A 12,728-nucleotide genomic window follows, 5' to 3' on the forward strand; every position below is an offset into this window, starting at 1 on the left:
GGCAAGCTCCCTATCTATCCAGCAACTAGAGATAGGGGGACCCCAGCCAGAACACCCGTTCGATGAGGCGCACGAGGAAGGGCCTTGCCATCAACCCATCGAGCGTCACTTCGGTTGCGGAAGAAATGGCCAGATCTATCCTTCGTTCCAAAGCTTCCGCGAAAGGGCAGTCCAGCACTTCCAGATCGACCTCGAAATTGAGCCGGAGTGATCGCGGATCGAGGTTCGATGAGCCGACATAGGCCCAGCGCCCGTCGATCACCAGAAGCTTGGAATGGTTGAACGGCCCGGATGCCCGCCAGATCCGGCAGTAATTCTTCAGCATCTGGTCGAACTGCGCGGTCATCGCCCGGTCGACCAGGACGAGATTGTTGGCGGTCGGCACGACGATATCGACCTCAACCCCGCGCCGGGCGGCAGTGACGAGCGCGGTGATCAGTTCGCGGTCCGGCAGGAAATAGGGCGATACGATGCGGATCGAGGAACGCGCCACGGAAAACGCGCCCATCAGCATCTTGTGGTTGGTCTCGACGCTGCGGTCGGGGCCGGAGGAAACGGCGCGCATGACGACCGGCGAACCGGGGTTCGTCTCCGGCGCCTGCAGCGCCCAGGCCTCGCCCTCCAATGCCTCGTCGGCCGCATATCGCCAATCGGCGGCGGCGATCGCAAACAGGTCGGCGACGACCGGCCCGGTTACCTTGAAATGCGTGTCGAACGAACAGTTGTTGCCGCTGAATTCGCTCGAAAAACCTTCGCGGATATTCATGCCGCCGGTAAACGCCACCCGCCCGTCGATGACCAGGATCTTCCGATGGGTGCGCAGGTTCGCATAAGGCAGCCGCAGCCCCATGATGACGTTGCCATTGAAGACATCGGCCGTGATCCCGCCCTCTCTGAGCGTGCCGAGCACGCTCGGCACCGAATATCGGGCGCCGACCGCATCGATCAGCACACGCACTTCGACGCCGCGCTTGACCGCGGCAGTCAGCGCATCCGCAAACCGGGTACCGATCCTGTCCCGGTCGAAGATATAGGTCTCGAGGATGAGGCTGCGTTTCGCCTTGGCGATCGCCTTCAGCATCGCCCCATAGGCTTCGTCACCGGTATCGAGTGCGACGATCGTATTGCCGGTCGTCAGCCGGTGGCGCGTCACCCGGTCGCCGAGCGTCTTCATCGCCCGGAAGCGATGCCCGAATTCCTCGATGATCAGGTCGTTGGTCGCATCATAGGAAACCACATGCGCCCGGATTTCCCCCTGCAGCAGCGCCCGGCGATCGCTGATCACCGAACGGCGGATGCGATTTATCCCGGCGACAAGATAAAGCAGCGCGCCGACGATCGGGGACAGAACGATGACGCCGACCCAGCCGATCGCGGAGCGGACCTCTTCCTTGGTCATCGCCGCGTGGATCGCAGCTGCGGCCCCCATCAGGACCGACAAAACGAAGAGGATATGCGGCCAATAGGGTTCGATGACATCCAGCATGGCGAGCAATATAGGCGCGCATGGCCCAAGCGCAATCGGAGCCGCACCAATAGGTTAGCGCGGCTCCGGGAGGATATCAGGCAGCGAACTGCTTCGCGAAGACTTCGAGCGAGGCTTCGAACGTGTCGAAGATCGTATCGATCTGTTGCTCGTTGATGATCATTGGCGGGCAGAGCGCCAGCGAGTCGCCGATCGCCCGCGAGATCAGGCCCTTTTCGAGCATGATCGCCAGCAGCTTGGGGCCGAGCTGGCCGGCCGCGAAACCATCCCGCGGCTTCAGCTCCAGGGCACCGATCAGGCCGACGCCGCGGGCTTCGATCGCCAGCGGATGGCCTTCCAGCGCCTTCAGCCGGCTCTGGAACTTCGGCGCCAGCGCCCGAACATTGCCGACAAGATCGCGCTCTTCGATGATCGCCAGGTTTTCGAGCGCAACCGCTGCGGCAACCGGATGGCCGGCCGCGGTCACCCCATGGCCGAACGTGCCGATCTTCGCCGATTCGTCGGCAAGCGGGCCGTAGACGTTCTCGTTGATCAGCAGCGCCGAGATTGGCTGGTAGGACGACGAAATCTGCTTCGATAGCGTCATGATATCCGGCTGCAGCGCGTAGGTCGTGGTGCCGAACATCTCTCCGGTGCGCCCGAAGCCGCAGATTACCTCGTCGGCGATCAGCAGGATATCGTATTTCCTGAGCACCTTCTGGATCGCATCCCAGTAACCGGCCGGCGGAACGATGACGCCGCCAGCGCCCATGACCGGCTCGCCGATGAAGGCGGCGACGGTTTCCGGACCTTCCTTGAGGATCAGGTCTTCGAGGTCCTTGGCGCAGCGTTCGACGAAGGCGACCTCCGTCTCGTTTTCCTGTTTGAAGGCGCGGTAATGCGGGCAGGTCGTGTGGAAGACACCGGCCAGCGGAAGGTCGAAAGAGCGGTGGTTGTTCGGCAGGCCGGTGAGGCTGGCGCTGGCGATCGTCACGCCGTGATAGCCCTTGATGCGTGAAATGATCTTCTTCTTTTCCGGCTTGCCGAGCGCGTTCGAACGATACCAGACCATCTTCATGGCCGTATCATTGGCTTCGGAACCGGAATTGGTGAAATAGGCCTTCGACATCGGCACCGGCGCCATCTGGATCAGCTTTTCGGCCAGATCGATCGACGGGCCGTGACTGCGCAGCGTGAAGGTATGGTAATAGGGGAGCTTCGCCATCTGCCTGGCGGCCGCTTCCACAAGCCGGCTCTCGCCGAAACCGACGCCGACGCTCCAGAGCCCGGCCATGCCTTCGATATATTTATTGCCGTTCACGTCGTAGACATAGATGCCCTCGCCGCGGTCGATCACCAGCGATCCGTCACGCTCCAGCGCGCGGGCATTGGTGTAGGAGTGGAGCTGGTAAGCCTTGTCCCGGGCTTCGATGGAATTGGGCTGAATAGTCACGACTGACCTCCTGTGATACACGCAACGGCGCATAAATTCCATAGGCGGAAACGGCGATATTGGACAGCCCAAATCGCCGTTTTCAGGGAGGCGGACCGTTCAAAATAGTTGACGCGTCGATCAGTTAATTTGTCATTTCAGCGTCATTGCCGCGACCGGAGGTTCGGCGCCGGCCGGAATGGGGCTCTTGTAGTCCTGTCCCTTGCGCCGCTTCTTGAGATCGGCCCAGGCCGCCTCGCGGAGCTGATCGCTGGTCATGGCGGCGAGCCCCGTCGCGGCCATCGCCTTGGCAACCGAGACCATGCCCTTGTGGGCAAGCGGGCTCTTGCCCTGCGCCACCACCTGCCAGGTGTGAAGCTGGGTGCCGACGGCAAGCGTCGCGCCATAGGCCTGCACGGTCGGCACGACCCAGCTGACATCGCCGACATCCGTCGATCCGCCCATCTGGCGGTTTTCGGTGTGGGGCGGCAGGATGAAATCGGCAAGCGGAATATCCCGCTGCTCCAGGCGCTCCTGGTTCCAGCTTGCCGCAATGTCTTCCGGCGTCAGCGTGGCACGGATCTGTTCGGCAAACTCGATATCCGCGGCGTCGAACGGCGGCGGACCCATGCTGTCCCAGACGTCCTGCATGACGTCCATCAGCGGGGTGTTGACGACGAGGTTGGAGACGCCGGCCAGGATCGTGCTCTCGACCTTGGTCTCAGTCATCAGCGCCGCGCCTTCGGCAACCTTCTTGACCCGCTCGATCAGCGTGAAAAGCCCCGGCAGGTCCGCCGAGCGGACGACGTAGCGCACCTTGGCATGCGCCTGGACCACATTCGGCGAGATGCCGCCGCTGTCCAGAACCGCATAATGGATGCGGCTTTCGGACGGCATGTGCTCGCGCATATAATTGACACCAACGCTCATCAGTTCGACGGCATCGAGCGCGCTGCGGCCAAGTTCCGGCACCGCGGACGCATGGGCGGCGCGGCCCGTGAACGTGAAGTCGATCCGGCAGTTGGCAAGCGAGGTCTCCCGCTGCACGCCGGCGAAATTGCTCGGATGCCAGCTGATCGCGATGTCGACATCCTCGAAGGCGCCGGCACGCACCATGAACGCCTTGGCGGCACCGCCTTCTTCCGCCGGGCAGCCGTAATAACGCACCCGGCCGGGCGTGCCGGTCGTCTCGAGCCAATCCTTGAGCGCGGTCGCCGCCAGCAGCGATGCGGAACCGAGAAGATTGTGGCCGCAGCCATGACCGTTCGCGCCTGATGTCGTCGGGTCGTGCCGGGTGACGCCGGCCTTCTGGCTGAGGCCGGCCAGTGCATCGTATTCGCCGAGAAAGGCGATCACCGGACCGCCCTCGCCCGCCTCGCCGATCAGCGCGGTCGGAATCCCGGCGACATTCTCGGTAATCTTGAAGCCCTGCGCCTCCAGCATTTCGCGATGCGCGGCAGCCGAAAGCGTCTCCATGTAGCAGGTTTCCGGCGTCTCCCAGACGCGGTCCGCGAGTTCCGTGAAGACCTCTTTTTTGCGGTCGATGAAATCCCAAACGAGCGGGAGATTGGAATTGCCTGTCGTCATGAAACCGTTGCCTCGATAGATCTATGCTGGTCGGAGGGCCCGAACCGTACCCAATTCCCGGCCGATGGCAATGCGGCATTGCAGCAAAAGTAGGCTGTGCTGAGGGATTGGGCGAAAGGAATGCGGATGTGAATGGCACGCGAATGTTAGCATCTCGACAACCCGATCATAATCGGTATGCTCCCGCGCCATGGCCCGCAGGCAAATCTATGAAACGAGCCTAAAAGAATAAAAATGCACGGGAATTTTGCCGATTTTGTGGAAAATTTTCTAAAAAATAAAGCGGACGCGAAATTCGATGCGGCGACAGCCGTTGATCGGAATCAAAGAACAAGGGCGTGCCCGGCCTGAAGGCCGGAGCAGACCCGCCAGGAGAAACGCATTTTGAGGCCGGCCGCAGCGAAATATCGCCGGCCAGGAGGTGAACACGGGAATACCAGTCGTTGGGCGCTATATACGCGCCATTCCAGCTGAAGACATCCACCGGGCACGGCACATAAGCCGGCCACAGGTCATCGGGAGATCCATATGAAATACAAACTCACCCTTGCCGCAGCGCTGCTGTCGGCAACATTCTTCGCAAGCGCCGCCAGCGCCAAGACCTTCGTATATTGCTCGGAAGGTTCTCCGGAAGGCTTCGACCCCGGCATCTATACCGCCGGTACGACCTTCGACGCTTCGGCGCATCCGATCTACAACCGCCTGCTCGAGTTCAAGCCGGGCACGACCCAGCCGGAAGCAGCTCTTGCCCAGAGCTGGGAAATTTCCGCTGACGGCACTGTCTACACCTTCAAGCTGCGTCCGAACGTCAAGTTCCAGACGACCGACTTCTTCAAGCCGACCCGCAATCTGAACGCCGACGACGTCGTCTTCTCGCTCGGCCGCCAGATCGACGAGAAGAACGCCTGGAACAAGTACATTTCCGGCGCGACCTGGGAATATGCCGATGGCATGGGCTTTCCGAAGCTGATCAAGTCGATCGAGAAGGTCGACGACCTGACCGTCAAGGTCACCCTCAACCGTCCGGAAGCACCGTTCCTCGCCAACGTCGCAATGCCGTTCGCTTCGATCCTGTCGAAGGAATATGCCGACAGCCTCGAGAAGGCCGGCAAGAAGGAACAGCTGAACCAGATGCCGGTCGGCACCGGCCCGTTCACCTTCGTCGGCTACCAGCAGGACGCGGTCATCCGCTACAAGAAGAACGCCGATTTCTGGGGAACCGCTCCAAAGATCGACGACCTCGTGTTCGCCATCACCACCGACGCCGCCGTTCGTTACCAGAAGCTGAAAGCCGGCGAATGCCACCTGATGCCCTATCCGAACGCCGCCGACGTGAAGGCCATGAAGGCTGATCCCAATCTCCAGGTTCTGGAGCAGGAAGGCCTGAACGTCGCCTACCTCGCCTATAACACGACCAAGGCTCCGTTCGACAAGGTCGAAGTCCGCAGGGCGCTGAACAAGGCGATCAACAAGAAGGCAATCGTCGATGCCGTCTTCCAGGGCATGGCGACACCTGCCGTCAACCCGATCCCGCCGACCATGTGGTCCTACAGCAAGTCCACCCAGGACGATACGTACGACCTCGACGCGGCCAAGAAGATGCTCGCCGATGCAGGCGTCAAGGACCTTTCCATGAAGGTCTGGGCGATGCCGGTTTCGCGTCCCTACATGCTGAACGCCCGCCGCGCGGCCGAAATCATCCAGGACGATTTCGCCAAGATCGGCGTCAAGGTCGAGATCGTTTCTTTCGAATGGGCTGAATACCTGCAGCGTTCGAAGGACAAGAACCGCGATGGCGCCGCCATCATGGGCTGGACCGGCGACAACGGCGATCCGGACAACTTCCTTGACACGCTGCTCGGCTGCGACGCCGTCGGCGGCAACAACCGCGCCCAGTGGTGCAACAAGGAATTCGACGAACTGGTGAAGAAGGCCAAGGTCGTTTCCGACCTGGCCGAGCGCACCAAGCTCTACGAACAGGCTCAGGCGGTCTTCAAGAAGGACGCTCCCTGGGCAACCATCGACCACTCCCTCGCCGTCGTTCCGATGCGCAAGGGCGTGACCGGCTTTACCCAGAGCCCGCTCGGCGACTTCACCTTCGAAGCGGTCGATATCGCGCAGTAATTTCTGCTTCACGACGATTTTGCCGCGGGACGCGTTGCGTTTCCCGCGGCATTTTCTTATGAGACGCCAAAATTTGGCGCAGACGCCACGATTGCCGCCTTCATGGCTTGACAAAACCGTGAATCGGCCACGAACCAAAAACCACGAAGGTTTCGAATGTTTGGCTTCCTGTTGCGGCGTATCGCCGTGTTGATCCCGACTTTCATCGGGGTCTCGATCATTGCATTTTCATTTATCCGACTACTGCCGGGTGATCCGGTTGCGCTTCTTTCCGGCGAACGCGTCATGTCGCCGGAGCGGCATGCCCAGATCAGTGCCCAGCTCGGTTTGGACCGACCGCTGGTCGTCCAGTATTTCGATTATCTCGGCGGCGTGCTGACCGGCGATTTCGGATCGTCGATCGTGTCCAAGAAGCCGATCCTCGACCAGTTCTGGGCGCTGTTTCCGGCGACCGTCGAACTTTCCTTCTGTGCCATCGTCATCGCCATCGCGCTCGGCATTCCGGCCGGCGTGATCGCGGCGATCAAGCGCGGCTCGATCTTCGACCAGGGGCTGATGGGCATCGCGCTTGTCGGTTATTCGATGCCGATCTTCTGGTGGGGCCTGCTGCTGATCATCCTCTTCTCCGGCACCCTGCAATGGTTCCCGGTTTCCGGCCGCATCTCACTGATGTTCTTCTTCCCGCCGGTCACCGGTTTTATGCTGATCGACTCGCTGCTGTCGGGACAGAAGGGCGCCTTCGCCTCGGCGATCAGCCATCTTGCGCTGCCGTCGATCGTGCTTGCGACCATTCCGCTCGCCGTTATCGCCCGCCAGACGCGTTCCGCCATGCTGGAAGTGCTCTCGGAAGACTACGTCCGCACCGCCCGCGCCAAGGGCCTCTCGCCCTTCCGCGTCGTCGGCATCCATGCGCTGCGCAACGCCATGATCCCGGTCATCACCACGATCGGCCTGCAGATCGGCGTCATGCTCGCCGGCGCCATCCTGACCGAGACGATCTTCTCCTGGCCGGGCATCGGCAAGTGGATGGTCGACAGCGTCTTCCGCCGCGACTACGCCGTCATCCAGGGCGGCCTGCTCCTGATCGCGGCCATCATCATGTTCGTCAATCTCGTCGTTGATCTGCTCTACGGCCTGATCAATCCCAGAATCCGACACTGATCCGGCACCAAGAAGGAGAAAATCCCGTGGCCGATACCACTGTTACCAAGATCGCCGAACCGGTTTCCAGCGCCGCGATGCGCCGCCAGATGCTCCGCGAGTTCTGGTTCTACTTTTCCGAAAATCGCGGCGCCGTTCTGGGCCTCATCGTTTTCGTGTGCCTCGTCATCGTGGCGATCTTCGCGTCGTTCATCGCCCCGCATTCGCCGTTCGAACAGTATCGCGATTTCGCGCTGCTTCCGCCGGCCTGGGCCGAGGGCGGCAACCCGTCCTATCTGCTCGGCACCGATCCTGTCGGCCGCGATATCCTGTCCCGCCTGGTCTATGGCGCGCAGTATTCGCTGTTCATCGGCGTCTTCGTGACGACGCTGTCTCTCACCGGCGGCATCATCGTCGGCCTGATCGCCGGTTATTACCGCGGCTGGATCGATACCGTCATCATGCGCCTGATGGATATCATCCTCGCCTTCCCGTCGCTGCTGCTCGCCCTCGTGCTTGTCGCGATCCTCGGGCCGAGCCTCACCAACGGCATGATCGCCATCGCGCTCACCCTGCAGCCGCATTTCGTGCGCCTCACCCGCGCCGCCGTGATGGCCGAAAAGACCCGCGACTACGTGACCGCCGCAAGGCTTGCTGGCGCCGGCCCCATTCGCCTGATGTTCCGCACAATCCTGCCGAACTGCACCGCGCCGCTGATCGTCCAGGCGACGCTCTCCTTCTCGAATGCCATTCTCGACGCGGCCGCCCTCGGCTTCCTCGGCATGGGCGCCCAGCCGCCGGCACCGGAATGGGGCACGATGCTTGCCGAAGCGCGTGAATTCATCCTGCGCGCCTGGTGGGTCGTCACCTTCCCCGGCGTCGCCATTCTCGTCACCGTTCTCGCCATCAACCTGATGGGCGACGGCCTGCGCGATGCGCTCGACCCGAAACTGAAGAGGTCCTGATCATGGCGCTCTTGCAAATCGACAACCTCACCGTCGAATTCGAAACAGCAACCGGCTGGTTCCGTGCCGTCGACGGCGTCTCCGTCTCGGTCGAAAAGGGCGAGGTCCTGGCGATCGTCGGCGAATCCGGCTCCGGCAAGTCCGTCGCCATGCTCGCCGTCATGGGATTGCTCCCGTGGACGGCCAAGATCACCGCCGACCGCATGCTCTTCGAAGGCCGCGACATCCAGAACATCAGCCCGGCCGAGCGCCGCAAGCTGATCGGCAAGGATATCGCGATGATCTTCCAGGAGCCGGTCGCCAGCCTCAACCCGTGTTTCACGGTCGGCTTCCAGATCGAGGAAGTGCTGCGCATCCATCTCGGCCTCGACGCCAAGGCCCGCCGCGCCCGCGCCGTCGAACTGTTCAGCCAGGTCGGCCTGCCCAACCCGGAAGAGCGGCTGAACCACTTTCCGCACCAGATGTCCGGCGGCCAGTGCCAGCGCGTGATGATCGCGATCGCGATCGCCTGCAATCCGAAACTGCTGATCGCCGACGAGCCGACCACCGCGCTCGACGTGACGATCCAGAAGCAGATCCTCGACCTGATCATGGCGCTGCAGGCCAAGAACGGCATGGGCCTGATCATGATCACCCATGACATGGGCGTGGTCGCCGAGACCGCCGACCGCGTCATCGTGCAGTACAAGGGCCGCAAGATGGAGGAAGCCGACGTGCTCTCCCTCTTCGAAAACCCGAAGAGCAACTATACCAAGGCGCTGCTGGCGGCCCTGCCGGAAAACGCCACCGGCGACCGCCTGACCACCGTTTCCGCCTTCTTCGACGGCAATCCGGAACCCGCGCCGGAGGCACGCGCATGAGCGAGACCATGACCAACAACACCATGCTCGAAGTGCGCGACATCAAGCGCGATTACGAACTGCCGGGCGGCCTCTTCAAGCCGAAGAAGATCATCCATGCGGTGAAGGGCGTCTCCTTCAAGCTGGAACGCGGCAAGACGCTGGCGATCGTCGGCGAAAGCGGCTGCGGCAAATCCACCCTTGCCCGCATGCTGACCTTCATCGACGAACCGACCGCCGGCGACCTGCTGATCGACAACAAGAAGGTCGACACCCGCCCCGGTCACCTGACCCCGGAAATGCGCCAGAAGGTGCAGATCGTCTTCCAGAACCCCTATGGTTCGCTCAACCCGCGCCAGAAAATCGGCGATGTGCTCGGCGAACCATTGGCGATCAACACCGACATGTCGGCCGGCGAACGCCGCGACCGCGCCAGCGAAATGCTCAAGAAGGTCGGCCTTGGCCCGGAACACTATAACCGCTACCCGCACATGTTCTCGGGCGGCCAGCGCCAGCGCATCGCGATTGCCCGCGCGCTGATGATGAACCCGAAACTTCTCGTGCTCGACGAACCGGTTTCGGCGCTCGACCTTTCGGTGCAGGCCCAGGTGCTGAACCTGCTCGCCGATCTCCAGGACGAGTTCAACCTCACCTACGTCTTCATCAGCCACGACCTCTCGGTGGTGCGCTACATCGCCGACGAGGTGATGGTGATGTATTTCGGCGAGGCCGTGGAATACGGCACCCGCGAAGAAGTCTTCTCGGATCCGAAACACGACTACACCCGCACGCTTTTCAAGGCGACACCGCGGGCGGATATCGAGTCCATCCGGGCTCGTGTGGCGAAGAAGAAGGCGGCGGCCGCAGCCTAGGACGTCCTCCGAAGCGACCGCATCATGCTTCCGAAAAGCCGATTTTCGGGAATATTGAGCGGTCCGGTCGCTGGGCGGTTTGAGAGAGGTTATTCCGTGAGGCACCCCCCTCTGCCCTGCCGGGCATCTCCCCCGCAAGGGGGGAGATCGAAGGAGGCATGCTCACCGGTCCCTCTCCCAATTTGTGCGGCGGCAGGAAGCTGGCAGAGAGTGGAGTTCGGCAATCTCGAGGCTTTTGGCTGAGTAAGACCTTGCATCCGGCCGATCTCCCCCCTTGAGGGGGAGATGTCCGGCAGGACAGAGGGGGGTATGGCGGAGGTGCGCCCGCCAATACTGTCTTTCCATGTTTACCCGTGGATAATTGATCGCCGCCCTCCAGCATCTCCAACGACTTAACCGCCTCATCATCCCCGCCCTCCCAACCCACGCCTACAATCCTCCCGCTTCCGTCGCCGGAGTGTTTCGCGAGACGTTCGCGGGCAGGCGGGAGCCGGCGCTTTCATCGGAACCGTAACGTGCGGGAAAGGTGGAAGAGGTGAAAGCCATGGAGGGTGCGCTGAAAGGCAAGCCTTCCTATCAAGCCTCCCCCGGACAGCCATGTCCGGTTCGGTTGAGCCGTGCAAGTGGCAAGGTTTCCCGAAAGGAAGCCGTGAACACAGCCACGCAGCGAGGCGAGATAATCACCTGTAGAGGCCGGAAGCCCCGAAAAGACGCCGAAGGCCACGCGAATGCGGAGCCATACTATTATTTTACTATGAGGTTCCGCATTCGTGTGGGCTCTCCGATCTTTGAAAACCACGGCAGGAGACTGCGCGGGGCTTCCGAGTGTTGGCCGAAAGCGAGCGAACGCTTGAACGCCTTCTCTCGCGGAAGCTCCGACATTTCTATTCCACGAAAACCCGGACGCTCGCGGCCCGGCCGGCGGCGTCGATCACTGTCAGCGTCGAATAACCGGCGCCATCCGGCGTCCATTCACTGGTCCGGCGACGGGATAGCTCGCTGAGCGGCTTGCCGTTGGCGAGCCAGCGGAACGGCGCGCGGCCGCCCTGCAGCTTCAGGACCAGCGGCGAGATATCGCCCGATTGCGCCCCGAGATCGACCCGTGCGCCTTCCGGCGGATAGACGATCTGCGGTGCCGGCTCCCGCGTCGAGGCAGAAAACAGCCCGCTCGCGGTCATCGAGAAACGCCGCTGGCTGATCGGCAGCTCGGCCTGCGCAATGCGCACGGCACCCGAAGGCGCCGAGGGCAGCGGCGTGATCGGCACGCCGGATTTCGAAAACGCCTCGAACAGGATCGGCGCCGCGGTCTGATAACCGGCAATGCCCGGTACCGCGCCATTGTCCGGCCGCCCGACCCAGACGCCCAGCACATGACGCCCGTCGAACCCGACCGACCAGGCATCGCGATAACCGTAGCTCGTGCCGGTCTTGTAGGCGATTCCGAGCCTTCGGCTGCCCTGCGGCGGGAGAACATCGGACAGAATGTCCGCGACGTTCCACACCGCCTGCGGATCGAGAAGCGGCTCGCCGTCGATCATGCCCGGTTGGTCCTCGATGCCATTGCCGATCCGCATCGGATTGCCGCGATTGGCGAGCGCCGCATAGGCCTGCACCAGATCCTTGAGCGTGATGCCGACGCCGCCGAGGCCGATCGCCAGACCCGGCGCCTCGTTGGCCGGCAGGACCGGCCGCACGTCGGCACGGCGGAAACGGATCATCAGCCGCGACGGGCCGACGGCATCCAGCAGCCGCACCGCCGGCACGTTGAGCGACAGCTGCAGCGCCTGGCGGACGCTGACATCGCCCTGGTAGGTCATGTCGAAATTTTTTGGCCGATAACCGAAGAAATCCGCCGGCCGGTCCTCGATGATCGTTTCCTGGGACACCAGCCCCTGCTCGAAGGCGAGGCCATAGATGAACGGCTTCAGCGTCGAGCCGGGCGAGCGGTTGACCCGCGTCATATCCACCCAGCCGGAGCGGCTCGCATCGAAATAATCGGCCGAACCGACCTCGCCGACGATCGCGCCAGTGGTGATGTCCGCCATCACCATGGCGACCGAGACCTTCGGGCTGAGCTTCACCGAAGCTTCCCGGGCGACCTGCTCAAGCCCCTGCTGGATGCTGCGCTTCAAAGTCGTCTTGTGCTGCTCGGTCTTCGGCTGCTTGCGGATCGCCGCCTCGGCGAGATGCGCCGCATAAGCCGGCAATTGCAGCCGGCGCCTCGGGATACCGTCGCCCGCCGCCCGCTCCGCTTCGCCGTCGCCAGTGATCGCCGCCACGGCCGAACGCATCAGCACCCGCTCG

At 62.5% G+C, this 12,728-nt stretch carries 9 protein-coding genes; 5 read left to right on the forward strand and 4 right to left on the reverse strand.

The window, feature by feature from the left end:
* Positions 1-25 precede the first annotated feature (25 nt).
* The 3 genes from cls to MOV63_RS11970 all read right to left on the reverse strand — a co-directional run bounded on the left by cls (position 26) and on the right by MOV63_RS11970 (position 4,484).
* Positions 26-1,486, reverse strand: coding sequence for a cardiolipin synthase (gene cls / locus MOV63_RS11960; protein WP_247033969.1), 1,461 nt, complete (start codon positions 1,484-1,486; stop codon positions 26-28).
* Between the two features lie 76 nt (positions 1,487-1,562).
* Positions 1,563-2,918, reverse strand: coding sequence for an aspartate aminotransferase family protein (locus MOV63_RS11965; protein ID WP_247033971.1), 1,356 nt, complete (start codon positions 2,916-2,918; stop codon positions 1,563-1,565).
* 132 nt (positions 2,919-3,050) lie between these two features.
* Entirely contained in the window at positions 3,051-4,484 is a 1,434-nt protein-coding gene (locus MOV63_RS11970; protein ID WP_247033972.1) for a M20 family metallopeptidase, read from the reverse strand.
* 528 nt (positions 4,485-5,012) lie between these two features.
* Between MOV63_RS11970 and MOV63_RS11975 the strand changes: the two genes are divergently transcribed.
* The 5 genes from MOV63_RS11975 to MOV63_RS11995 all read left to right on the forward strand — a co-directional run bounded on the left by MOV63_RS11975 (position 5,013) and on the right by MOV63_RS11995 (position 10,424).
* Positions 5,013-6,608: an ABC transporter substrate-binding protein gene (locus MOV63_RS11975; RefSeq protein WP_247033973.1), complete on the forward strand. Its 1,596-nt coding sequence runs from the start codon at positions 5,013-5,015 to the stop codon at positions 6,606-6,608.
* Between the two features lie 156 nt (positions 6,609-6,764).
* Positions 6,765-7,769, forward strand: a complete 1,005-nt coding sequence (locus MOV63_RS11980; protein WP_233954631.1) for an ABC transporter permease subunit — start codon at positions 6,765-6,767, stop codon at positions 7,767-7,769.
* Positions 7,770-7,846: 77 nt separating this feature from the next.
* The gene (locus tag MOV63_RS11985; RefSeq protein WP_046600831.1) at positions 7,847-8,713 is read left to right on the forward strand and encodes an ABC transporter permease subunit; all 867 of its coding nucleotides are present in this window, start codon (positions 7,847-7,849) and stop codon (positions 8,711-8,713) included.
* 2 nt (positions 8,714-8,715) lie between these two features.
* The gene (locus MOV63_RS11990; RefSeq protein WP_247033974.1) at positions 8,716-9,573 is read left to right on the forward strand and encodes an ABC transporter ATP-binding protein; all 858 of its coding nucleotides are present in this window, start codon (positions 8,716-8,718) and stop codon (positions 9,571-9,573) included.
* Positions 9,570-10,424 (forward strand): dipeptide ABC transporter ATP-binding protein, encoded by an 855-nt coding sequence (locus tag MOV63_RS11995; RefSeq protein ID WP_247033975.1) that lies wholly within the window; start codon positions 9,570-9,572, stop codon positions 10,422-10,424. The genes MOV63_RS11990 and MOV63_RS11995 overlap by 4 nt, the downstream gene beginning before the upstream one ends.
* Before the next feature lie 884 nt (positions 10,425-11,308).
* Here MOV63_RS11995 and MOV63_RS12000 read toward each other — a convergent pair.
* The coding region (locus MOV63_RS12000) for a penicillin-binding transpeptidase domain-containing protein (protein WP_247033976.1) at positions 11,309-12,728 on the reverse strand (1,420 nt) is incomplete at its 5' end.

The organism is Neorhizobium sp. SHOUNA12A, from assembly GCF_023006505.1.
Lineage (GTDB): Bacteria > Pseudomonadota > Alphaproteobacteria > Rhizobiales > Rhizobiaceae > Neorhizobium.

Bases quoted from the DNA above. Each gene is read 5' to 3' on its own strand.
- cls (WP_247033969.1), bottom strand. From the start codon at position 1,486: ATGCTGGATGTCATCGAACCCTATTGGCCGCATATCCTCTTCGTTTTG.
- MOV63_RS11970 (WP_247033972.1), bottom strand. From the start codon at position 4,484: ATGACGACAGGCAATTCCAATCTCCCGCTCGTTTGGGATTTCATCGAC.
- MOV63_RS11975 (WP_247033973.1), top strand. From the start codon at position 5,013: ATGAAATACAAACTCACCCTTGCCGCAGCGCTGCTGTCGGCAACATTC.
- MOV63_RS11980 (WP_233954631.1), top strand. From the start codon at position 6,765: ATGTTTGGCTTCCTGTTGCGGCGTATCGCCGTGTTGATCCCGACTTTC.
- MOV63_RS11985 (WP_046600831.1), top strand. From the start codon at position 7,847: ATGCGCCGCCAGATGCTCCGCGAGTTCTGGTTCTACTTTTCCGAAAAT.
- MOV63_RS11990 (WP_247033974.1), top strand. From the start codon at position 8,716: ATGGCGCTCTTGCAAATCGACAACCTCACCGTCGAATTCGAAACAGCA.
- MOV63_RS11995 (WP_247033975.1), top strand. From the start codon at position 9,570: ATGAGCGAGACCATGACCAACAACACCATGCTCGAAGTGCGCGACATC.